This is a genomic window from Brucella intermedia LMG 3301 (genome assembly GCF_000182645.1).
Lineage (GTDB): Bacteria > Pseudomonadota > Alphaproteobacteria > Rhizobiales > Rhizobiaceae > Brucella > Brucella intermedia.
In genome coordinates this window covers 1-23,413 of record NZ_ACQA01000002.1, presented here as the reverse complement: position 1 = coordinate 23,413, position 23,413 = coordinate 1, and the positions used below count along the sequence as shown (strand labels likewise).

The following is a 23,413-nucleotide window of genomic DNA, read 5'->3' as shown; positions in this document are numbered from 1 at the left end:
ATGTTCCTCAATACTGAGACACCAGAGGAAACTGTAACGATCACATTCGATGCACGTACCTTGACGGTACCTGCCAATGTAACTGTCGCCGCAGCGTTGCTTGGAGAGGGTATCAACCGGCTCAGAAACAGCGTCGTTGGTGATCAACCGCGAGCGCCCTATTGCCTGATGGGCATCTGCTTTGAATGTCTGGTCACCATTGATGGTGTTCAGAACCGCCAGGCTTGCATGACGCTTGTGGCCAATGGAATGATCATTTCTTCCCAGACTGGTGCGCGTCGGGTGGAACCATGACGACAATGCTCAAAAGAATTTCCAGTATTCATGCACTCGACGCGTTTTACGACCTCGCCATTATCGGCGCGGGACCGGCAGGCATGTCGGCAGCCGCAGAGGCAAGCGCCGCTGGCGCTAACGTGGTTCTGTTCGACGAAAACACAACCGCAGGCGGACAGATATACCGTGGCATAGAACACAATACGAATGCCCAAAGGCCGTTTCTCGGCACCGACTACTGGCGGGGCAAAGACGTGCTGAAAGCATTCATCGCCAGCAATGCCACCTATGTTCCGCAGGCCCTCGTCTGGAGTGTGGAACCACAGGATGGCGACAACAACGGCGTTGATCTGCGCGTATCGGTAAGCGGCAAAAGCGGGATTGTTTCAGCGCACCGCGTGATCTTCGCGACCGGCGCCATGGAGCGCCCGATGCCTGTCAGGGGCTGGACGTTGCCGGGTGTTATGACCGTCGGCGCAGCACAGATTGCGTTGAAGGCTTCCGGCCTCCTGCCCAACGGAAATGTGGTTCTGGCGGGGACAGGCCCGCTGCTCTACATGTTCGCCGCGCAGCTGCTGCAGGCTGGTGGCAAGGTTGCAGCATTGCTCGATACGACGCCCGGCGCAAATTATGCGAAGGCCACCTCAAGGCTGCTTTCGTTCCTTTTCTCGCCCTATGCCTTGAAGGGGCTTTCGCTTCTCTTAAAAGTGCGCAAGTCGGTACCGGTTTATTCCGGTGTCACCGATATCGCAATTGAAGGAAAAGACGAAGCGGAAGCGATCTGCTTTTCGGCAAAGGGCAAAACAAACAGGCTTGCGGTCGATAGCGTATTCCTGCATCACGGTGTGATCCCCAACAACAATCTCGCCAATGCTTCCGGCTGCGCTCTGGTCTGGAACGACGGCCAGAAATGCTTTCAACCGCAACTCAACGGCAGCGGGCGTTCGTCTATTCCAGCCATCTACATTGCTGGTGACGGCAGCGGCATCGGCGGTGCATTGGTTGCCGAGCAGAGCGGGCGCATCGCAGCACTCGCAGCCTGTCAGGATATCTTTCCGGCATTGGCCCCAACGTTGAATTCGAAAATCGCTAAGCTGCATGCTCAAGCGCGTCGCGTCGAACGCGGTCGCGCCTTTATCGATGCGCTTTATCTGCCTGCACAGGCATTTCGCGCGCCAATGGATCGGGAAACGATTGTCTGCCGTTGCGAGGAAGTGACCGCAGGCGCAATCCGCGACGCGGCGGCCTGCAATATTGTCGGCCCCAACCAGCTTAAAACCATGTTCCGCTGCGGCATGGGTCCCTGTCAGGGTCGCATGTGCAGTTCCACCGTCACGGAAATTCTGGCCGAGGTGCAAAACCGTGCACCTCAAACGGTCGGTTTCTATCGTCTGCGCACTCCGGTGAAACCGGTACCGCTCTGCGAAATCGCAGCACTGACTCAAACCCCCGATGCTGTTTTCGCCGTCACCGGCGAACAACCGGATAACTCCCCAACCATCTGAAAGGACTAAATTATGGCTGAGCGTTTCATTCAGACGCCGATTATGCATCGCGTCGTCGAACACAATGGCATTGTCTATGTCGGTGGAACCACCTGTGATGACGAAAGCCTGGATATGGCCGGTCAGACCAGCGAAATCCTCGCCAAGCTCGACAGCTATCTGGCGCAGGCAGGCACGGACAAGACCAAGCTTCTGGCAGCAACCATCTTCGTAACGGATCTCAACAAGAAGCCTGAAATGGATAAGGTCTGGAAGGAATGGATTGATCCTTCGCTGCTGCCAACCCGTGCAACTGTTGGCGTTGCCGATCTGGGTGGTGATACGCTGATAGAGATTGTGGTTTCCGCTTACAAGTAATCAATACCAAACATCTGCAAAATCCGACAACCCCCTGAATAACAACAGGGGATTGTCGTGCGGCACATCCCACTTCGGTAGTAACCTGGACTCCATCGGATATAAATTCCGCTCTAACCGTTAATTCAGTCCAGTAAACGAACGGTCTAAATCCGATATCTCTTCCAACTTGTATAGTGACACGACGCTACTGGACGCCCCTTTTCGGATTTTCACCCACAGCACCCGAGCGACCGGCATGAAGGTGCTAAGCAGGCAATCGCGGCTTTGATTGCCAGTCAGAAATCGCTCAATGGCCGACCGCTGATAATGTAACTGCCCAGCCAACAGATGCGAAGGCATTATTAAACACTATAAGTATGCAAAGCGCCGGATAAGTGCATCCGGCGCCGGCTATCAAAGCAGGCCTTATTTCGCGTCCACGATTTCTTTTGGAAGCGGTGTACCATGATACTTTTGGTAGATCTCGTTTAACTTGCCATTTTGGAGGTTTGCCACAACCCATTCGTCAAGTTTGGAGAGCAATTCCGGTTCATTCTTATTCACACCAATTGCAAGGTTCAAAACGCGGATCGTTATCTTCGGTTCGAAAGCCAATGTTGGATTCTTGTCATGAATCTGTTTCACGAGCGTGGCTGATGTCGCAATCGCCTTGGCCTGACCTGACACAGCTGCTGTAACCATCGTCGCGTCATCGTCGTAACGAGTGACAGTAAAACCATGCTCGCCTGCGAGCTTCGTCAGTTCACTGTCCTGGGTCGTACCACGTGTCACGGTTACTGATTGTCCCTTCAGATCTGCCCAATCGTTGATCGGAGATTTTGCCGGGGCTGCAATCACCGAGACCAGTCCCGCATATGGCTTCGAAAAATCTATGACTTGTGCCCGCTCCGGGGTTACCGACAGCGTTGAGATGACGATGTCAGCCTTGTTCGTTTGGAGGTTCGGAATACGCGTGGCGCCCGTTGTCTGAATGAACTCCAGCTCAACACCCCAGTCCTTTGCGAGAAGCTGCGCGGTTTCGACATCGGAACCCACGGGTTTGAGGTTGGCATCAAGCATGCCGGACGGCGGAATTGCCAGGTCCGTCGACACCCGAATTTTCTTTGCTGCGATGATGTCGGCGTATGTATCGGCCATGGCCGGAACGCCTTGAGCAGTCAGCATCGCCCCTACGATGCTTAATACGAGAAACCTCTTCAACATTACATTCTCCTCCATTTTATTTTATCTCATAGATCGTGGCTCAAGAAGTCCTGGAGCTCCAATGTCATGGGTGCATTCAAGATCGATGCGTCCCCCTCCTCGTGAACGAGCCCGCGGTGCATGAAGATCACACGATCGGCGACCTTGCGTGCGAAGTTCATTTCGTGGGTAACCATGATCATCGTCATCCCGCTTTCTGCGAGTTTTTCGATCACTCGTAGAACCTCTCCGGTCAGTTTTGGGTCGAGGGCGGAAGTGACCTCATCGAATAGCATCACTTTCGGTTCCATCGCGAGCGATCGCGCGATAGCGCCTCGCTGCTGCTGTCCGCCCGATAATTGCTCGGGATAGTGGTTAGCCTTCTCATCGAGCCCGACGCGTTCGAGCGCAGCCCGCGCCATTTCGCGCGCCTCATCCTTTGGGATTTTCTTCACCGAACGAGGCGCAAGCATGACGTTCTCTTCGATCGTGAGATGTGGGAAAAGGTTGTAGCTTTGAAACACGATGCCGACGTCAAGGCGGAGTTTATGGAGATCAAGCTTTGGGTCATGAACCTTGTGGTCGGCCACGATGATCTCACCGCTATCGATCACTTCGAGACGATCGACGCATCGCAGCGCAGTACTCTTTCCGGAGCCACTTGCACCGATCAGTGCCGCGACCTGGCCCTTCTCTACTGAAAAACTTACTCCTTGAAGGACGGGAACCGCGCCGAAGCTCTTCTTGACTTGATTTAATGCGATCATGACCATGATCACCCTCCCTGAATTGCTGTACCCTGTGCTTCCGGCTCTTTTCGATTGCGCCGTCTCGGCCCCATGTTCTCAAGCCGTTGGCTGAATGCTGACAGAGGGAAGCAAAGGCAGAAATAGAGGGCGGCAACGATAAGATAGATGAGAAAGGGCTCGAAAATCGAGTTGTTGATAAGCTGCCCCGCTCTCGTCAGTTCAACGAAACCGACGACCGATGCGAGCGACGTGTTCTTGACGATCTGAACACTAAAGCCAACGGTTGGTGGGGTTGCGATCCGAACCGCCTGTGGAAGGATCACTTTGAACATGCGCTGCGTTCGAGAAAGCGCAAGGCACTCAGCCCCCTCCCACTGCGCCTTTGGTACTGATTCCAAACAACCCCGCCAAATCTCTCCAAGGTAGGCGCTGACATAGATTGTCAGCGAGATGCCGGCTGCAAACAATGGCGTGATCGAGAACCCAAGTGTCGGCAGTCCGAAGTAGATGATGAACATGATCACCAAGAGCGGGGTGCCCTGGATGAGCTGGACATAGGTCGCCGCAATGAGGCGGAGTGCACGCGATGGCGTGATACGACCGAGCGCAACGATGAAGCCAACAATCCCTCCTCCGATAAATGCCATTCCGGTAAGGATGACGGTCCAAAGAGCGCCTTCGAGAAGGAAAATCAGATGGTTGTGGTTGAATGCGGTAGTCACTGCTCGCCTCCCTTACAACGGCGTCCCGAGCCTGCGGCGGCGCGGGAACAATGCCATACCCAGCCCCCAGAAAAGCGCTCGCATCCCGAGGGAAAGGAAGAGGTAGATGACTGCGATGACGAGATAGGTTTCAAACGGTCGGTAGGTTTCCGACTGGATGAAGTTGCCGGCAGCGGTGAGTTCTTCGGCAGAAATCTGGGAGGTCACCGAGGAAGCAAGCATCAGCAGGATGAACTGACTTGTGAGGGCTGGATAAACCCGCTCCATCGCGGGGCGAAGCCCCACATGCCAGTAAAGCTGCGTTGAAGACAGGCCCAGACACTCCCCCGCTTCCCATTGCCCCTCCTGGATGGAATCGAACCCTGCGCGCATGATCTCGGCGGTATAGGCTCCGACATTGACTGTCAGAGCTACGACAGCCACGAAAATTGCGCCAAACGAATATCCAAGGCTGGATAGGCCGAAATAGATCACAAATATCTGGACGAGGAACGGCGTGTTACGAATGCTTTCGACATATGCGGTGGCCAACCTGCGCAGCACCGGTCCGCCGGATCGGCGCGCTATCGCACATGCTGTTCCAATAATGAAGCCGGTCACTGTCGTGATCAGGGCCAACTGCGCCGTCAGCGCCATGCCATCGACCAGCATGTGCCAGCGGAGGAGGACGACTGAGAAATCGAAGGTCATGGTCTGACTGCCATGTGTCGCGGCAGGTTCTGTCCCGTCATCCGGTCATAGACCCTGAAAAGGGCCTGGTTGCCGTTCGATCCTTCGCCATGCGCCCTCGCCTCGACATATTGCGAGGTGACAAGCGACGTAGCAGGAAGTGGAACATCCTTCTGTCCCGCCATTTCCAGGACAAGTCGGAGGTCTTTGAGCATCAGGTCGATGCGGAACCCAGCGCTAGTATCTCCAGCGATCATCGCCGGACCGAGCTTGTCGAGCATCCAGGAGGAAGCTGACCCGCCAAGCAGGACATCTCGCATCTGATCAAGATCGACGCCGCTGGCACGACCGAGCGCAAGAGCCTCACAGACTGCCTGGATGTTGACCGCGCAGACGAGCTGGTTACAAAGCTTCACGGTCTGACCAGCGCCCGGGGCCCCGACGTGCGTCACGGTCGCACCCATGACTTTGAACACCTTTTCGGCGCGTTCGAAAGCAGCCCGCTCGCCTCCGACCATGATCGATAATGCAGCGTTCTTTGCACCAATCGGCCCCCCCGAAACCGGGCCGTCGAGCATGAAGATGGATTTGGCAGCCAAAGCCGAAGCCATGGCCCGTGTAGCCTCCGGTGAAATCGTACTCATGTCGATGTAAATTCCCCCACCAGGCATGTGATCGATTATGCCGTCCCGATATACGACTTCCTCAACCTGAGGTGTGTTGGGAAGCATCGAGATTACGATCTGTGCATCGCATACCGCGGTGGCGACACTATCCGAAGCAGTGCCCCCCTGCTCTGCCAATGCTGAGATAGCATCTGACGAAATGTCATAGATCTTCACCGGATATCCAGCCGTGATGAGATGACGGACCATCTCCCGACCCATCACGCCGAGCCCGATGAAAGCGATCTTTGGAAAGTTGCTAGTCCCCATGTCTGCTCTCCAGTCTTTCGGTCACGCGACTGACTGCGCATTTTCCAATGCGGAAAGTTTTTCGACACGGCGGACGAAATCTTCGTTGCGGTCAAACCGAGCGTTCAGATAGGACAAGACCAAGTCGCGAGCGAGCCATGACCCGACGATTTTTGCGCCGATGCACATGACATTCACGTCGTCATGCTCCACACTCTGGTGCGCCGAATGGACGTCGTGGCAGACGGCTGCGCGGATGCCGTTGATCTTGTTTGCTGCGATGGCGGCGCCAACGCCAGTCCCGCAAACAAGAATGCCACGTTCGGCTGAACCATCCCGCACCTTCTTGCAGAGCAGGCCTGCTATGTCAGGGAAATCGACAGGATCCGGCGTGAAGCTACCAATGTCTTCCACCTGATGACCGAGCTCTTTGAGGACCTCGATCACGTCAGCTTTCAACGGAAAGCCCGCATGGTCGCTTCCAACGACAATATTCATGAATATCCTCCCTGATGAATGAGTGAACTAGTCTGAAACACTGGTTCCCTTTGCCAGTTCGTGCAGACTCGCCCGGCGCCGAAAATCGGCTCCGATTTCGAAGTGCTGATGCAGCAGATCATCGGCCCGAACGCGATCGCGGGCGGCAAGGGCTTCGAGGATCAATCGATGATGATCGATCAGGAACTCCTCGATTCCTTCGACTCGAATTATCTTCTCGCGGCGTTCCAGGTGCGAGCGCATCATGAGCTGCGATATCGAGGCATAGATCGTGACCAGCGTCGGCGAGTGTGACGCAGTGACGATTGCCTCGTGGAATTTGAAGTCTGCAGTGCCGCCCGCATCCGGATTTTCTATCGTCTCGATGATGTGCCGCAACGCAATTGCAATATTCGCAAAATCCTGTTCTGTCGCTCGCTGACACGCCAGACGAATGGCGTGGTGCTCGATGGCCTTTCTGGCCTCCATGATGTCACTCGTGATATCCGAGCCATGTGCGAGCATGAAGCTGAATACATCGCCCAGTGCCGATGCGTCCGGCCTTTTAACAATCGTGCCGACGCCATGCCTGATCTCAACGGCGCCGATCATGGAAAGCGCGCGAAGGGCTTCCCTGAGGACAGGCCGGCTGACATTAAGCATGGCTGCGAGTTCTCGCTCTGGCAAAAGGCAATCGCCAGCCTTCAATTCCCCAGACAGCAACTGGTCGCGAAGGAACGCAGTGACACGGTTATGTGCACCAGCTTCCTGCGTTTCGCGTCGGATTGATTTTTTTTCTGTCATCCCGTGTCCAAACCGTGGTATTACCACTAATCTATCCACGTCGAACATACTGTCAAGCAGCTTGGATCGAATTTCTGCTAACCCACTGTTCCAGATATCGTTTTGTTGACGCCGCCAAGCCATCCGGAGTCAGCTAAAAGAGCGTGGACTACACTTAACCTAGACTTCGGAGCTACTGCTTACCGGTATCCGGCGCGTATAGTTGCCGAACAGGATTTTGCCGTCGTAAGCTATACGCCTGAATCTCGTGTTCCGACGACACTGCCGAAACATCGCCGGACGTGCATTCAATCCGCGCTTATTTTTGAATGACCGGATTGGGGCCGGTAGCGGAATGGCGGCTCCTTGGCGGCGGACGTAAGTAAGCAGACATTCGTCGTAGTCACGTGTGCTAGGGTGCATTCCCGGGCCAGAAGCGGGACGTGATTAAAAGTTGAATTTTGCTTCCCCTTTTCGGCGCGGAACGATGTCTGGGCAGTTTAACATGTGATCAACTCGCGACTTTTTAGGCATGACTGGGCTGAACACGGTCAGGGTGAGATTTCTTTTCAGGTCAACACACTGACCACCACACAGCTGTAGCAAGTTTTACCCTCAAAGGTCACATTTTTGGGGATGAACGCAACCGCCAATATTGAATGGGTGTTTCGCCGACAGTACATTCGGAGAAATCAACGGGACGGCGGGGTTGCATGCCTAAGAAAATTTTGACCGTCGGCTTCGACTTGGTAGGGGACAACATCGAGAGCGCAACTTTCAGTGATAAAAACTCGCTCCTCGACTGGGACATCGTCCTCTTCAGACCTAATATTTCCCAGATCACTACCTACGCATATGGCAATGACGAGTATCTCGGCAAACTCTGCTTGAATGACAGTAAATCATTTGCGCTCCGGGAAGCGTGCGCGCACTGGCGGAGGGAAATCACGCAGGGCTGTAGACGCGGGCAAACTAGTTGTTGCCTTTCTTTCCCCGCCAGCCGAGGTGTATGTCGCGACCGGGTCGAAATCCACTTCTGGGACTGGTCGCAATCAAAAGGTGACGCGACACGTCGAATTATGCACAAGCTACAATGCCCTTCCGGTTGCGTCCAAATGGACTGCGACGCAGGGATCTTCAATGGCGCTCAGCCAAGGCACGCAAGAACTGTTCGCGGCGTACTGGCAAAAGTTTGGAAAAGACTCACGTTATAATGTCGTCTGGCCAGTAACCAGCAAAGGTGTGTGTGTTCAAACACAGACCGGGCACATCCCCGTGGGGCTATTTCTGAGAAGCAAGGTCTCCACCGGTGCGCTTCTACTCCTCCCCGACATGGATTTCGACCGGGACGAGTTTAGCGAAGAAAATAAAGATGGCGATTGGGTCTGGTCTCAAGCAGGCCAACAATTCAGCGCTTCACTTATTGGGGAGATTGTCGCTCTATCGAAGGCAATTGCCAGCGACGGTGAGAAAACGCCGCAACCCGAATGGGCGTCGGCTGACGAATTCGCACTCGCCCCGGAGGTCGAGCTTCGCCAGCAATTGCTCCAGGCAGAGACAGAACTGGAGAAAGCCCAGCGCGTGAAGGACGATCTATCCAACCAGATGGAGGACGCAGGACAGCTGCGCGCGCTGCTATTCGAGAAGGGCAAGCCGCTGGAGGCGGCGGTCATCATCGCGTTGACGGTGCTCGGCTTTAAAGCAGAACGATATGAGGACGGGAAATCGGAATTCGATGCAGTCTTCGAGAGCGCGGAAGGCCGCCTTCTCGGTGAAGCTGAAGGCAAGGACAACAAGGCAGTAAACATCGAGAAGCTGCGTCAGCTGTCAACCAACCTGCACGAAGACCTGCAGCGCGAGGAAGTTAGTCGACCGGCCAAAGGCATTCTATTCGGAAACGGCTATCGCCTGACGAATCCGGGTGAGCGCGCGGATCAGTTCACCGATAAGTGCATCACCTCGGCCACATCAATGTCATACGGATTAGTGTCGACCGACCGACTGTACGCCGCCGCACAGTATCTTTCCGGCACTTCAGACGACGAATTTGCTCGTCGCTGCCGTTTGGCCATGATCGAAATGTCAGGCATTGTAAGATTCCCGGATGTTCCGGTCACTGCTGACGAGGCTGCAGATGGGATTCAGATAGCCGAGTCGACAGAAATACGCCGTAATAATAATTCTTAATTAATATTATTAGTTTCAATCTAAATCTCGAACAACTCCTTTTGAGTTCAACAATGCATGCTTTCCAAGAAATTTTATCAAAATTGTTTCAATACTTAGGCATAGCTCGGGGTCAGAGATAGATAAAAATGAGCCACGCACGACCAATGGTGACTTGAACCAAAACCGTGTCTGATGATCTTTCACTCTGTTTCGGACATTTTTACTGGATTTCCCCACATATACAGGACGGTCAGTAATATCATAGAATACGTAAACTCCACTGGCCTGCGGTACTGTCTCCAGATCAGTGGGTGTGAAATCTACCCATTCGAGACCTGGTAACAACGCTGACTGACTGACGATTTCTGCTTCAATCGCAGGTGGAATGATTTCATTTAAGGCGGATGCCAGTTTCTCTCGTGTTTCTTTACGCGGCGAAGCTGTATTGCCTTTAATGATGTTCCAAATGCCAGTATATGTTATACCTGTCCTTTCTACCAAAGAAGCGATAGTTAATCCTTGCTTTGCCATCTCTCTGCGAAGCCAATCGCCGAAGGCTGAATGCTCATCGTTGTTATTGATTAGCTCGACAGATTCGGCTTTCTCAAGAATATCCATGTCAATTCCTATAGTTGACCATCTACTGCGTCTTTGAATTCTGCGATCAGAAAATCCACGGTAGCTTGGTCACGAAGTTTGCATACGATGTTCTGATTGGCAAAAGCGCCTTTGAACCACTTGGCTTGTGACGGCTCCACAGTCTTGATCCATTCAACGCCGACGACATATTCCGCTCGGTCAGGCGGTTCGCCAAGACGCTTCATTCGGGCTTCGGCAAGCGGTTGCTCGAAGAGTAGCCCGTCTGGAGTCATAAAGTCAGAGGCAAGCTGGGCTTTGCTGGTAACCGTCCCATAGCCGATATAGCCCTTGCCCTTGTCGTACACGAATATCTCGTCGCCAACGGCAAGCTGCTCCAGGCGCTTGGTGTAGAACTCGCCGCCGCCGGCGCTCACGAAGCCGTAGCGCTTCATGTCGGTCCAGGAGCGGTGTTCGCCGAGGCCGGCATTGACAAAGTAATAGCCGGACCACGGCGAGCGGACCTTGCGTTCGGAGCGCTCCTCCACTTCTTCCTGATCGAGCAGAAAATCCGTCGTCAGCCATTCTTGGCCGTTGGCCTCGAAGACGTTGAAAAAGACGGTGTTGATAGCAACGCCATGCTCTTCAGACAAGTATTCGACGATCCGCCGGGACGCCGGGTCGAGTTCGCTAGCCACGATCAGCATGGAGTGGCTGCCGTTGAGCTGTTCCGGAATGGCTTCTCCGAACTTCTCCCGGAAGGCGGTCACCAGGCGCGTCTGAAGATACCGTTCAGCCCGCTCGTAAATCTGGGGTGTCGTCAGCGTTCGAACCCAGGAGGCGTAATCAAGCACCTGCGCCACAATTTCGCGCGGGGTGCGGTCCTTCTTCAGTTCGATGATAATGATAGCACCTGAGGCATCCAGCGCCAGCAGGTCATTGAATTTGCCGTGGTCCGTCGGCACCTGCCGGCCGATCACCATGGCGTCGAGGCCGAGCAGGGACGGATCGGCCGCAACCCAATCCTCGATCAGGCTTTCCTTCATCAAGGCACGGCGCGTGGCAGGTTTCAATTTTCCGTCAACAATGGAGTAGAGCGAGCTCATGCCGCGTCCTCCATGTCTTCAGGTGGGTAGAGTTCTAGCAATTTGGCGTGCAAAGCCTGAATCTCGTCGTAGTGCGCCTCTCCGGCCAACGCGGAGACGTCAAAGTCGGAGCAGATGCCGATATCGGCGGATGACATATAATTCGCATGAACCAGGTTTGCAGCAATCTCGTCTGCTGGATCGGTATACTGGCGCTCTTCTACGTCCGAGCTTGATATCAAAAATCGCCGATAGAGCTCAAGGATAACCGGCTCCATATGCATCTCAATATTGCGGACTTCCCTCATCATGTCAGCGATTTCAGCGTCAATCGCCGCACGATCGTTAAAGAACACTGTTCCTGTCGGATGCGCGATCTTGTTGCGCCGCTTTACAAACTTGGCGAATTCTCCAACCTGCTGATTGGAGCAACCAATCAGCTTGAGAAACCGGAAAATCTGGCTTTCCTTCAGACGGTCGTAGAACTTAAACGGGCTTTCACAATCCATCAGACTGCCCTCTTCGTCCGAACGAAAACCAACCATAGCCATTGCGAACTGCTCGGGCCGGGCCAGCCTGATCTGCCAGATGGAGAAGCTCACAAAGCTCATATAGAGCAAGTGAAAGGCGAGACTGGCAAATTCGAAACGTTCAGCCTCGTAGTTCGTCTGGAAGGCGGACCAAAGAAAGTCGAGATAGGCCTGTTCGCTGGCGTTGGAGAATGAACGGGGCAAATAGCTACCCAGGTCGAGCGCTTCATCCATCAGACAAGCTCCTCCGTCTTGGCCTCACCCCAGACGCGGGCAATGGCGGCCTCGATCTTTTTCTCAAAGCGGGTGATCAGGTCGCGGTTGCCTTCGATAAGGGCTCGCTCGGCTTCGATTTCGGCAACGATGGATTTTTGAACGACCAATTCGGGCAGAGGTATCAATTCCTCTTCCACCACGGCGCGCGGGACACGCTGGAGGCCGCCAGTTCCGGTCATCTTAGCTGTCGCTCTCGCGCGGAAGTCGGGGGTGGTGAGCCAATGAAATAGCCATCCAGGCAGGGTTTCTTCATTTGCTCGGACAACATAGAACTCGCTCGATCCAAAGCCGATGCCGTTCTTAAGCCCTCGCGCGATGCCTGCTTTGCCATTCTCGAAGCATGGCGTAACCTTGGCTACCAGCACATCACTCTCACGAAAGTAGGTGTAGCTGCCTACGACTTCGCTGATCGTCTTTACCTCGACCGGATCGAAGCGGACGTTGTTTTCATTCAAGACTGCCATAGGGACGAATGAGACGGGCGTCGAAGGATCAGTATCCTTGAGTTCGCTTTTCTTCGGATTCACCTGCGCTACCTCTGATAGCGGGCGCATTGGCCACTCAGGATCAACAGGTATATAGGAACGATAGTTGTCAAGGACAGCGCGCGCACCGTCGATGACGCGCTGATAGCCTTCCACCTCGGCCACAATCTCGCGCTGCATCTCAAGTGGCGGGAGAGGAATTTCCAATTCGCAAAACTTGCTTTTCGAGATTTCCGCAAATGTACCACCCGTTGCCCAACTTTGCATCGTCGGCACAAGCTTCGTGACGGCAAAAGCGAGATACTCCGGCAGTACCCGTGCTTCGTCTGCAATGACGATGTTTTTGAAGCCTTGATTTGTAGCCAGCGGAACGCGGTTAATTGCAATTCGTCCGATGGTCGCGCGAGACGAGACCAGCACAGAATTTGCTGGTAGGATCTTGGCCGATGAGCCTTTCAGGCCTGCCTCACTAATGGTTCGGACGGTCCCCGTAATTTCAGTAATGAAATTTGAGGCGGGTAGGTCGACCAGCGTCGCCCATGGAATGCCCCCGTCCCAATACTCCGGAACGTCGGATTTAGGTGTGCCTCCGCTTTCGACCTTGAATAGGGCTTCATCGCCAAGCGAAACCATCGGAAAACCGGATTTTCCGATTTCTCGTGTCAAATACCGCTCGGCGCTTAATGTGATTGATCCTTCGGCCAGCAACTCTTTGCGCTCCACCGCAAAGCCAACGTTGCTTTCTAGCTCCTTACCACCACCTGCTCGCGCAGCCTTCAGCCAAGCCGCAAGCTCGGTCTTCACCTGCGCAAGTTGCGACCCCTTCACCGCCTTACGCTGCGCGCCCAGCGCAAAACCATCATTTTCGATCTTGAAGAACGCGACGTGCTGACTGGCCTTTGCCACCGCGCGGTCAAGTATCAGGATCGAGGTCTTCACGCCGGAATAGGGGTTGAATACGCCTGCGGGCAGCGAAATGACAGCGGCAAGGTGGTTCTCGACCAGCATCTTACGCAGGGCCACATAGGCGCTTTGGCTTTGGAAGATGATACCCTCGGGCACGACGATGGCGGCGCGGCCGTTCGGGGTCAGGTGTTCGGCGATATAATCGACAAACAATACTTCGCTGCGCTTGGATTGCACCTGGAAGCGGGTGTGCGGCTTAATCCCGCCTTTCGGCGACATAAAGGGCGGGTTAGCGAGAATGACGTCGGCCGTCTCTGTCCACTTGTCTTCGCTGGTAAGCGTGTCGTATTCCTCGACCTTCGGGTCAGCAAACCCGTGCAGATAAAGGTTCACAAGCGACAGGCGCACCATGTCGGGCGAGATGTCATAGCCCCGGATGTTGCGGGCAAGGCGGGCGCGGTCATCGGGTTGCAACAGGTCGCCGGGATAGCGCATCGGGCTCTCCAGTGCCTGCTCGGCGGCGTCGCCCTCAGTGCTGGCGCCATTGCTATTCACCACGCCGGTCGAGTTCTGCTTTAGGATATGCTTGTAGGCCGAAATCAGAAAACCCGCCGTGCCGCAGGCCGGGTCCATGATGACCTCGTTCTTCTGCGGGTTGATAATCTCGACCATAAAATCAATGATATGGCGGGGTGTGCGAAACTGGCCCGCGTCCCCCTGGCTGCCCAGAACGGACAACAGGTACTCGAAGGCATCACCCAGCTTTTCGCTATGGTCGTAGGTGAAGCTGTTGATCTCGCGCAGGAAGGCACGCAGCGTTTCAGGATCGCGATAGGGCAGATAGGCGTTGCGGAAAATGTCACGGAAGAGCTTTGGTAGCCCTTCGTTTTGCACCATGTTCGTCAGCGCTTCGGAATAGGTGTTGAGCATGTCTTGCCCCGACACGCCGGGGGCCACCAGTTTCGCCCAGCGATACCGCTCGTAGTCCTTGGTGAAGAACCGCCGCTCTCCGCCCAATTCCTCGGCCTCAAGGTCCATGTCATCCATGAACTTGTAGATCAGCGCGATGGTGATCTGCTCCACCTGGCTTTTCGGATCGGGCACCTTGCCCACGAGAATGTCACGGCAAGTGTCAATTCGGCGTTTGGTATCTGGATCGAGCATTTCGGGCTTTCATCACATAAAGGGGTTCAGGGACACGTAGTCCTTGATGTATTCGGGAATGCGCTTGCGCCACGGGGCGGGCACTTCCTTAAGGTCGCGGGTGGTGAAGGAAGGGTTTACGTTGAGGTCTGCGAAATGACCAGCGTCGATCAGCGCCCGAACTTTGGCGTCGCGGATATAGGCCTCGAAGAAGTAGCGCATTTCGCGTATACGGTCGGCTTCCTCAGGTTTTTGGTCGACCAGGAATTTCTGGAATTCGTCATCTATCAATTCTCCCTTGTTCTTGAACTTCGGAATAAAGCCGAAGGCTTTTTCCACCAGCTCTCGAACCGAGATACGGCGATCGACCCCTGCGGCGCGGCGCAGCTTCTCCAGGCTGAAAAACTCGCTCGGCTTGTCGAATAGCTCTTCGACGACGTGGCGCGTGGCCGCATCCCAGTCCCGCTGCTCAACCAGTTCAGCAAGTTTGGGATCAGAGCGCGCTGTTTCCTCGAATTTCTGGAATAGCTCACGGTCGATCCGCATGCCCTCCAGGCCGATCTGCTCTTCGACCTGGTAGACGACCTGATCGGGTTCCAAAAACTCGTAGATGGTAGGTTTCGAGGCGATCGCCGAACCATCGTCACCGCCATTTGACAACGGCATGGCGGCAGGCTTTGGCAAAGCCAATGCCTGGTCATAGTCGAACTTCTCTTCGAAGAATTCGCAGTTGGCGAAGAAGTCGAACAAGCGGTAGGAAGCTTTTTGGACATCCCCAAGCGCTGCCTTCCTGGCGGGATCGAAGAGCTCTTCCGCGAAATTGTGCTTTCGTGTTCCGCGCCCCTTCATCTGCACAAAATCCGATGGGGAGAAGATTGGCCGCATGAGGGCAAGGTTCAGAATGTCGGGGCAGTCATAGCCAGTCGTCATCATACCAACTGTGACACAAACTCGGGCCTTGCTGGTGCGGTAGTTTTCGACGAAACCGGTGTGTCCACCGAGATTGTTGTTCGCAAAATTGATTGTCATCTGCTGCGAGGCCGGTATGTCGCTGGTCACCTGCATCGCGAAATCAGACTGGTAGCACCCTGGCCACAACTGTTCAGCCAGCTCGTTGAGGATCTCCGTGATTTTGAGGGCATGGTTCTGGCTGACGGCGAAGGCGATAGCCTTGCCGAATTCGCCGGAAATCGGATCCCGTAAGCCGTTTTCGAGAAGAGCTCGGCAGAAGGCCCGGTTGGTCGCTTCGGAAAAGAAGCGCTTCTCAAAATCGCGGCCACCGAAGGCTTCCTTGTTCTCGGTGCCGTCTTCTGCCGTCGTTTCGATTGTGAAGCCTTCGTCTGACAACAGCTTGGTTGTGACACCCGTTCGGGCGTCGATGACGTAGGGATTGATCAGAAACCCTTCCCGCACGCCGTCTAGGAGAGAGTAGCGGAAAGTCGGATCGCCCGACTCGCAGCCAAACGTGCGATAGGTGTCGAGCATCATGCGTCGCTCGGCTTCTCGCGGATCGCGTTCCTTCGGTTTGTCCTTCTTCGACTGCTTCAGATAGTCCTTTGGCGTCGCCGTCAGGCCGAGCTTGTAGCCGATGAAGTATTCGAACACGGCGCGGGCGTTTCCACCGATCGAGCGATGCGCTTCGTCCGAGATGACGAGATCGAAATCCGTAGGCGAAAACAGCCGGCGGTATTTGTCATTGAACAGCAGGCTTTGCACCGTGGTGACAACGATATCGGCTTTCCGCCAATCGTCACGCTGCTCTTTGTAGATGATCGAGGTGAAGTCGTTCTTCAAATAGGCTTTGAAAGCCTTGTCCGCCTGGGTTTCCAGCTCCAGCCTGTCAACGAGGAAAAGGACGCGCTTGGCGTTGCGCGTCTTCAGGAAGAGTTTGATGACCGCAGCGGACGTCAGCGTCTTACCGGTGCCTGTTGCCATTTCAAACAGAAACCGCGTCGCGCCCTTCTTGGCGCTCTTTTGAATCTCCTGGATTGCGCGTTCCTGATAGGGTCGAAGGAAGCGGAGCTTTTGCTTCTCGACGAATGATTCTCGCTCTGCCTCGTTCTTCCATGCCGCCTCGTTCGCGTAACCGGGCATCTGCGTGAGGACGATAAAGTCACGCTCGACCTTCTCGGCGAAGAGACGCTCCGCGTTTGGCTCAAAGGCGTAGTGGTTCTTGATTTCGTCAGGGCCAGGGAAAGCAGAGATGACCGTCGGATTGCCTTGCTCAAGGTCCCACAGATAATGGATGTTTCCGTTGCTGAGGATCACGAACCGAGCATTCTGAGCGCGGGCATATTTGCGCGCCTGCTCCTTGCCGATGCGAGGATCTTTGTCCTCAGATTTCGCTTCGAGAACGATCAGCGGCTTACCGTCCTTGTCCAGCAATAGGAAGTCTATGAAGCCCTTGGCGCTATTTTCGAAGTCCTCGCCAAGACTCTCAATGTGCTCGGGCTTCAGCTTTACGTTGGGCTCTAGTACGACGTTTGCGGCCCCGTTCAGATCATCGAAGAAGCGCCAGCCGGCCGCCTCCAGCAGCCGATTGATTTTGATCCTAGCTGCAGCTTCTTTTCGCAACACTTATCTTGCCCCCTCGAATACCCTGTGACAAAATCAAAAAATAAGCTATCCAAGCTGGGGTATCCGAGTAAACGGATAAACGCAATTTTGCCAATCCTAAGCGCAAAAATATCTGCTACGTTTGCCACAATTATCGCTCGACGAGTACCTGAAAAATGTCCCAATCGACATATGGCAAAATCACGTTTTTGCCATATGTTAAGCTCTGGATTCTTTGGCCGCAAGTTTCGCGCCTCTTATCTCTTATAAAGTCTTCTGAATGCTGCTCAAACCCTTCATAAATTCTGAAAATTGCCCTGCCTGCCGAACGGGTGGTTTTCCATTTCGACGTACCGGAAGAAATCCGTGATATCAGGAGAGGAGGATATCGAACAAATGACCGATGATTTCCGTTTCGCTACTCCCCTCCGTAACCAGCAGAAAACGTTGGACAGCCGAGCCGTCTGTGAAGTCATTGCGTTCGAATATCCGCTTTCATCGACGTCTACAATATCCCAGAAAACCATCAAACTAAGTTCTCGGGGCATCCGCTAGCACCCGATGATGTCCGCCTTTAGTTATCGACGCAGCCGGCTTGAACGGCCGAAATAAGGCGCAAAACAGTCCGAGCACTAGCAGTCCAATGTCGATCACCAGAACCAGAAGAGGGCGACCGAGAACAGCCGTTTCAGCCGTGAATGGTCTCTCCGCGTTCAAGCATACTAACGAAATCCCTGATCTTTCGAGCTCTGGTCTCAGCTTTCTTCACCGCGCCAATCCGATACAAGATCGCATATCGGTTAGCGCCAGTGAGCGTAGCGAAGAAAGCTGCGGCCTTCGGGTTCGCATCGAGCGCAGTCTGCAAGTCCGTTGGGACCTCAGCTTTGCTAGCTGGAGCATACGCCGCCTCCCATCTGCCATCTGCCATCGCTTTATCAATTTCCAATTGCCCAGACGATTGCATGCGCCCCGCCAAGATCAGTTCCAGCGCGCGTTTCCGATTTTCATCCGACCACTTGCTACGCGGTCGGCGAGGGGTAAAGCGGACTAACCAGCTGTCAACATCGTACTTGTCGAGTTGACCGTCGATCCAGCCATAGCAAAGGGCACTGTCGATCGCCTGAGCTTTGGTGACGCTTGCGATGCTCGAACCCTTCTTACGAAATCTAACCCATGCACCCTTGGAATCGCTCGGTTGCTCCGCCAACCAGCTCTCCAGTGCGATTTGATCAGCAAATGAAACTATCGGAAGGCCAGAACGCAATTCAGTCATTCTCCATCTTTAGCGCGGTCCGAGGATTCGATAAAGATCCGCTTCTGTTAACCGGGGTCCGATCGCTGTCGATCCGCAAACCATCCGTTCTCAGGCGTAATTCAGGATAAGCGCAAGACCGCTGTGGAGCCTGTGGGAATGCTACGCTAATGACTGAAATGAACTGCATAGCGATTCCCAAGGGTGGGCAACACCACTCGATTTTGCACGAACGGCATCGCCCGGTACGGCGCAGCGATTTTTTAGATCTCCGTATGCTCGGCGAGTTCCAGAGCATCCTCGATATCTACACCCAGATATCTCACTGTGTTCTCGATCTTGGTGTGACCGAGCAGGATCTGGATCGCACGGAGATTTCCGGTGGCTTTGTAAATTATCGCAGCTTTTGTGCGTCGAAGTGAGTGCGTGCCATAATCTTCACGTCGCAATCCGATTGCGGTGACCCACTCTTCGACCAGCCTGGCATATTGGCGAGTGCTGAGATGATCGGCATGATCGACCCGGCTCGGAAATGCGAAATCATCTATGGTGCCGCCTCTTCGCTGAAGCCACGCGAGCAAGCTTGCTCTGACTTCCGCCGTAATCTCGAACTGTACAGGACGTCCGGTTTTCTGCTGGATGACCGTTGCTCGTGTTCGGATATCCTGGCCCGTAACGAGAGTTCCGATCTTGATCCTGACCAGATCGCAGCCTCGTAGCTTGCTATCGATCGCCAAATCGAACAACGCTCGGTCTCGCATGCGCCCCTCTCTATCGAGGAAGAAACGAATTGCCCAGATTTGCCGCTGTTTGAGTGGCTTCTTCACGCCGACCTTTCGGCCAGCGTTCCAAGCTGGCCTACCCAGTGCAGCAGGATCATATTGTGCGATACCCATTTGAGTTCTCCTTTTACCAATATTGGCTTTGGGAAAACGCATCAGCGTGAGGGGCCGTCTGCAGCGGTACGGAATTAGAAGGGCCGCGCGAAACTGCCGCTCCGAAATCTAACGTGCCTGGCTACGAAGCGGCCTGATCCAGCTTTTCAGAATCGGGCATCGAACGGCCGAAATAACCTTCCGGCAAGCTATCGTAGGCCAAAAGCACGCGAGACCGCGTGTGCCTCATCGATCTCTTACCGACGACCTGCAAAGTTACTGTGGTAATGCAGTCCGGGAGGAATCCATGTTCCTCCCGGCGAACGGTTTACGGCTAACTTCTCAGGCATTACTGCAGATCAGGAAGACCGAATGAACCAGATTGGCCCCGCTTCAGACTTATTGATCGACACAGCCATCAGGCGCAGGTTTACCGGCGAAACGATCAGCAATCCAAGGCAGATACAGCGGTTCTGAAGCCGCAGGCGTGCTGAAATGGTCCTGCTCGCCCGGCAATTGTACACGCGCGATGTTACCGCCCATTTTGCACTTTTGTTCACGGTAGAGTTCACCCATAACCGGGGGAACAACGGTATCTTTTGTGCCCCAATAAATAATGACAGGGGCGACGGGCTTGGCATTGGGAACACTACCTGCCAGCATGGCATCTGCCCACGCCTTGGTGTTCGTCGGCGTTGCCTTCAGCATCGCGCTGAATTTATCGCCCACCGCATAGTTCAACGTATCCGAAGCCACATGGATGCATTTGTTCATCATAACTTCGTCAACCAGCTTGGCGCCATCTTCCGTGAAGATATCCGTCAGCTTCAGCTTTTCCGGAAAGGCTGACTGTGTTGCCCACATGTTCTGCGCAAAGTGGGTGAAATCGAACACGTTGCTGGAAAAGCTGCTCACCAGACCTCTCAGCATAGCTGCGCTTGTCGCTTCTGTTATCTCTCCCTTGGGAGCCGCAGCTGCGATATCCTGTGGCGCCATGGCCACAAATCCGACGAGTTCGATGCCATCGAAGGCCGTCCCAGTTTGATTGATGTAGTCGTCCGAACTGGCCGCAGCAATGGTCGTGCCGCCGCCTTGCGACCAACCATAAATAAGGGCGTTCTTTCCAGCGCCGACTTCCTTCAGGTCTCCTGCGGCGCGAATAGCGTTGATCGCATCCCGTCCATTTGTCGCCGCAACCGTATACTGGTGCTTGCCTCCACCGCCAAGGCCTTGATAGTCCGTTGCCACAACGACATAGCCGGCCTTTATGAATGTTTCGATAGCAGGGACGCCATAATCGGTGGATGCGTTGCCATTCGGAAGAAAATATAGATTCAACGGCGCTGCCGGGTTAACCACTTGCGAGGGGCCGCAATTCTGCGCAGTGCCCGTGGTGCCATGCGCCCAGGAAATTACCGGTCGCCCGTCCTTCGGAGCTTCTCCAACAGGCGCAATTAATAGGCCGGTGGAAATCGTTTTACGATCATTGAGATCCGAGGAAATATAGGCAATTCGCCAGGCCTCAGCGCCTTCGATTGGCGTAGATATTTTTTCCTTGCTTACGATCTGGCCAAGCTTACCCTCCGCCTTCATCTCCATCACCGCGGCATAGAACGGCGGCACGTCCACGTCGGCAAACGATGTTGTACTTGCCCCTATGACGGTTAAAGCAGTAACCGCAAATCCAAGGACCTTCTTTTTGAGGAAGGAATCCATTCATGTCTCCTTTAGATTGAGATTGAATCGCGCTTAGGTCAGGATACGCACTTTTCAGGACGGAGCGACAGAAGGGGCCTTCGGCGCTGCGTTCCATTTCAGTCGCCCGTACGTCTCATCGGTGGCGAGGGTTCTCAAAGATCTGAAGTCTTATCCCGATTTCAAAAACTAAATAAGATCTGGTTCCTGTTTCGAGTCGTTTTAGATATTAACGAGATATACAATATTTCTTAGTGTATTGTTCTGATGTGGCGGGCGGAATACCGAATTCGCTACAGTTGATTAGCGCTCTCTGCCCTTGATTTCTTTCCGCTGAAGAAACAGAGAAAAGGTTGTTTTGTGAGATCATGGCCGCAGCATGGGGAAGCAGGACAGTGCAATGATTTCTGGCGCAGGCCGTGAGGTCGGTTTTTCGACCCGGCGCTTTCCCGGCATCGAGATGCGGTCATTCACTGTCGTTTCGTCGAGGACACGTGCAGCTCACCGTTCAAAACGATCTACATACAGATCGCCCAGGTTTGTTATCAGCTACTGTAGCATTCGGTTTACTTTTAAGTAATCAGAACGGGCATGATGATTAACGACATTTTTATTTCAACGACCATGGTCGAAGCTGAGCATCGCAACGACTTCTGGCGAGCCGCGGCAGGGCCAATCTTTGAACCATCGCCCCTCCCCGATGAGCGCAAGACACCTCTGGAGGGCATCTTGCGGGCGCGACCCCTTGGTTCGATGGTAGTGGGGTCAACCACATTCAACGCCCAAAGGTTCAGCCGCGACAGAAGGAACATCGTGCAAAGCGGTCTCGATTACTATTTCGTTCAGATCGCGGTAGCGGGCGCGATGAAAGGCGAATTCAATGGGGTCAGCGTCAATGTCGAGGTGGGAGACATCCTTATTGCGGACCTTGCACAAACGCTCACGACTGAGACCAAAGCAGGCTGCCGGGCTTCCACCCTGTTTCCCCGGGAACACCTCGAAAAGGCGGTTGGATTTCGAAACCTTCACGGGATCGTCCTGAAGGCAGGATGTCCGATGACCAAGTTGATCGCGACCTATCTCGGCGGGCTTTTTGCCCTCAGTACATCGTTCTCTTGCACACAAGCTGAAGCGGTTGAGGAAGCTGTGGTTATTCTGCTCGCCGCCGCCTTGAAGGGCGAGACTCTGGAGAAGGCAGAGGAATTTTCACCATTAACTCTGGTGCTGCGACAGAGGGTTATGGCGTTCATTAAGCAGAATATCCACCTGCCTGAAATGTCGCAGGAACTCATTCAGCGTCGCTTCAACGTTTCGCGCACCCACCTTTACCGCGCTTTTGCGGCGGACGGCGGCGTAACAAAGGTATTACGAGACATGCGGCTCGACGCTGCTTTTGTCGAACTCACCCGGCGAAATCGCCCGTCCCGCTCCATCACACAGATCGCAGCTAGCCTGGGTTTTTCCAACGGCAATCAGTTCCTGCGAGGTTTTCGCGCACGTTTCGGCGTGACACCGAGTGAAGCGCGAGCAGAATTGTTCATCGCTCAGCCGCCCGCGCGGCCAAACTCTGATCTATTTACCTATTTCTCGGATGTCCGCAACCAAGCTACCAAGATATAGTGATTGGTGTCTAACAATACACTGCAGTGATTGTACTAATGCGATCGCGAGCCCCACCAGTCCATTAACTCCCGGCGTTCAGAGTATTTCCGTGGAGAGCCTTGATCTCAGTATTCTCGAAGATTCCGGCCCGTTCAGCAATTTTCGAACTGAGAGAGGAAGATATCCATCTAGATCGTTGCCGCTGTTCGCTCAAGGCTCGGGCCTATCCAATTTCGCTTTATGAAAATAATCCGCTTCCAACTCAAGCCCACGATCAACATGCGCTGCGCGGATTGGCAGCTTCTGGGTTTCCTGGAGTAGGCGGCTGATGACCGAACTAAGGCGCAAAGCGAGCTGCAAACCGAGGCAGGAAAGTCCCTTTCAGCCGAGGCCGCGACGCTCTTCGATGACTGAAGGGAGGGCGCATAGCCGTCCCAGGGACGACACCACTCGATTATGCACGAACGGCATTGCCCGGTACGGCTCAGCGAATTTTTTGACTTCTGTGTAGTCGGCGAGTACCAGAGCATCAATATCTACACCCAGATACCTGACCATGTTCTCGATCTTGGCGGGACCGAGCAGAATCTGGATCGCAGGAAGATTCCCGGTGGCCTTGTAGATCA

21 protein-coding genes are annotated in these 23,413 nt (G+C 54.3%); 5 read left to right on the top strand and 16 right to left on the bottom strand.

The window, feature by feature from the left end:
• The 3 genes from OINT_RS12620 to OINT_RS12610 are packed head-to-tail and all read left to right on the top strand — an operon-like array spanning position 1 to position 2,138.
• Positions 1-294, top strand: coding sequence for a (2Fe-2S)-binding protein (locus tag OINT_RS12620; protein WP_006472013.1), 294 nt, complete (start codon positions 1-3; stop codon positions 292-294).
• The gene (locus tag OINT_RS12615; RefSeq protein ID WP_006468220.1) at positions 291-1,781 is read left to right on the top strand and encodes an FAD/NAD(P)-dependent oxidoreductase; all 1,491 of its coding nucleotides are present in this window, start codon (positions 291-293) and stop codon (positions 1,779-1,781) included. Before OINT_RS12620 ends, OINT_RS12615 begins: the two co-directional genes overlap by 4 nt.
• Positions 1,782-1,793: 12 nt before the next feature.
• The gene (locus OINT_RS12610) at positions 1,794-2,138 is read left to right on the top strand and encodes a RidA family protein (protein ID WP_006468219.1); all 345 of its coding nucleotides are present in this window, start codon (positions 1,794-1,796) and stop codon (positions 2,136-2,138) included.
• Between the two features lie 408 nt (positions 2,139-2,546).
• Here the strand turns inward: OINT_RS12610 and OINT_RS12605 are convergent, their stop codons facing one another.
• Genes OINT_RS12605 through OINT_RS12575 form a run of 7 tightly spaced genes read right to left on the bottom strand, consistent with a single transcriptional unit; the run spans position 2,547 to position 7,658 of the window.
• Complete coding sequence (locus tag OINT_RS12605) at positions 2,547-3,344, bottom strand: transporter substrate-binding domain-containing protein (protein WP_006472011.1); 798 nt, start codon at positions 3,342-3,344, stop codon at positions 2,547-2,549.
• Between the two features lie 26 nt (positions 3,345-3,370).
• Positions 3,371-4,096 (bottom strand): amino acid ABC transporter ATP-binding protein, encoded by a 726-nt coding sequence (locus OINT_RS12600; protein WP_006472010.1) that lies wholly within the window; start codon positions 4,094-4,096, stop codon positions 3,371-3,373.
• Between the two features lie 2 nt (positions 4,097-4,098).
• Positions 4,099-4,794 (bottom strand): amino acid ABC transporter permease, encoded by a 696-nt coding sequence (locus tag OINT_RS12595; RefSeq protein ID WP_006468217.1) that lies wholly within the window; start codon positions 4,792-4,794, stop codon positions 4,099-4,101.
• A 12-nt stretch (positions 4,795-4,806) separates the two neighbouring features.
• Positions 4,807-5,484 carry an amino acid ABC transporter permease gene (locus tag OINT_RS12590; protein WP_006468216.1) on the bottom strand — a complete coding sequence of 226 codons (678 nt, stop codon included), beginning with the start codon at positions 5,482-5,484 and terminating at the stop codon, positions 4,807-4,809.
• Positions 5,481-6,398 carry an NAD(P)-dependent oxidoreductase gene (locus OINT_RS12585; RefSeq protein WP_006468215.1) on the bottom strand — a complete coding sequence of 306 codons (918 nt, stop codon included), beginning with the start codon at positions 6,396-6,398 and terminating at the stop codon, positions 5,481-5,483. Before OINT_RS12585 ends, OINT_RS12590 begins: the two co-directional genes overlap by 4 nt.
• Positions 6,399-6,419: 21 nt before the next feature.
• Positions 6,420-6,875, bottom strand: a complete 456-nt coding sequence (gene rpiB, locus OINT_RS12580) for a ribose 5-phosphate isomerase B (RefSeq protein WP_006468214.1) — start codon at positions 6,873-6,875, stop codon at positions 6,420-6,422.
• Between the two features lie 27 nt (positions 6,876-6,902).
• Complete coding sequence (locus OINT_RS12575) at positions 6,903-7,658, bottom strand: FadR/GntR family transcriptional regulator (RefSeq protein WP_006472009.1); 756 nt, start codon at positions 7,656-7,658, stop codon at positions 6,903-6,905.
• Positions 7,659-8,777: 1,119 nt separating this feature from the next.
• On the opposite strand from OINT_RS12575, the gene OINT_RS12570 reads away from it, so the two are divergent.
• A complete protein-coding gene (locus OINT_RS12570; protein WP_006472008.1) occupies positions 8,778-9,824 on the top strand; it encodes a hypothetical protein in 1,047 nt (348 codons plus the stop codon).
• A gap of 15 nt (positions 9,825-9,839) precedes the next feature.
• Here the strand turns inward: OINT_RS12570 and OINT_RS12565 are convergent, their stop codons facing one another.
• From OINT_RS12565 to OINT_RS12530, 8 genes are all read right to left on the bottom strand, one after another.
• The gene (locus OINT_RS12565) at positions 9,840-10,424 is read right to left on the bottom strand and encodes a hypothetical protein (protein ID WP_006468208.1); all 585 of its coding nucleotides are present in this window, start codon (positions 10,422-10,424) and stop codon (positions 9,840-9,842) included.
• 8 nt (positions 10,425-10,432) lie between these two features.
• Complete coding sequence (locus OINT_RS12560) at positions 10,433-11,488, bottom strand: PDDEXK family nuclease (protein ID WP_006468207.1); 1,056 nt, start codon at positions 11,486-11,488, stop codon at positions 10,433-10,435.
• On the bottom strand, positions 11,485-12,231 hold the full coding sequence (locus tag OINT_RS12555) for a hypothetical protein (protein WP_006468206.1): 747 nt from the start codon (positions 12,229-12,231) through the stop codon (positions 11,485-11,487). The genes OINT_RS12560 and OINT_RS12555 overlap by 4 nt, the downstream gene beginning before the upstream one ends.
• Entirely contained in the window at positions 12,231-14,828 is a 2,598-nt protein-coding gene (locus tag OINT_RS12550; protein ID WP_006468205.1) for an N-6 DNA methylase, read from the bottom strand. The genes OINT_RS12555 and OINT_RS12550 overlap by 1 nt, the downstream gene beginning before the upstream one ends.
• 12 nt (positions 14,829-14,840) lie before the next feature.
• Positions 14,841-17,384 carry a DEAD/DEAH box helicase family protein gene (locus tag OINT_RS12545; RefSeq protein ID WP_006468204.1) on the bottom strand — a complete coding sequence of 848 codons (2,544 nt, stop codon included), beginning with the start codon at positions 17,382-17,384 and terminating at the stop codon, positions 14,841-14,843.
• A gap of 667 nt (positions 17,385-18,051) precedes the next feature.
• Positions 18,052-18,636, bottom strand: coding sequence for a YdeI/OmpD-associated family protein (locus OINT_RS12540; protein ID WP_006468203.1), 585 nt, complete (start codon positions 18,634-18,636; stop codon positions 18,052-18,054).
• A 242-nt stretch (positions 18,637-18,878) separates the two neighbouring features.
• Complete coding sequence (locus tag OINT_RS12535) at positions 18,879-19,511, bottom strand: tyrosine-type recombinase/integrase (protein WP_022568022.1); 633 nt, start codon at positions 19,509-19,511, stop codon at positions 18,879-18,881.
• Positions 19,512-19,889: 378 nt separating this feature from the next.
• Positions 19,890-21,206, bottom strand: coding sequence for an alpha/beta fold hydrolase (locus OINT_RS12530; RefSeq protein WP_006468200.1), 1,317 nt, complete (start codon positions 21,204-21,206; stop codon positions 19,890-19,892).
• Between the two features lie 570 nt (positions 21,207-21,776).
• Here OINT_RS12530 and OINT_RS12525 point away from each other — a divergent pair.
• On the top strand, positions 21,777-22,805 hold the full coding sequence (locus tag OINT_RS12525; RefSeq protein WP_006468199.1) for a helix-turn-helix domain-containing protein: 1,029 nt from the start codon (positions 21,777-21,779) through the stop codon (positions 22,803-22,805).
• A gap of 363 nt (positions 22,806-23,168) precedes the next feature.
• On the opposite strand, the gene OINT_RS12520 is transcribed toward OINT_RS12525, so the two are convergent.
• Positions 23,169-23,413 (bottom strand): integrase (locus tag OINT_RS12520; RefSeq protein ID WP_138920924.1); only part of this gene is annotated, 245 nt, incomplete at its 5' end.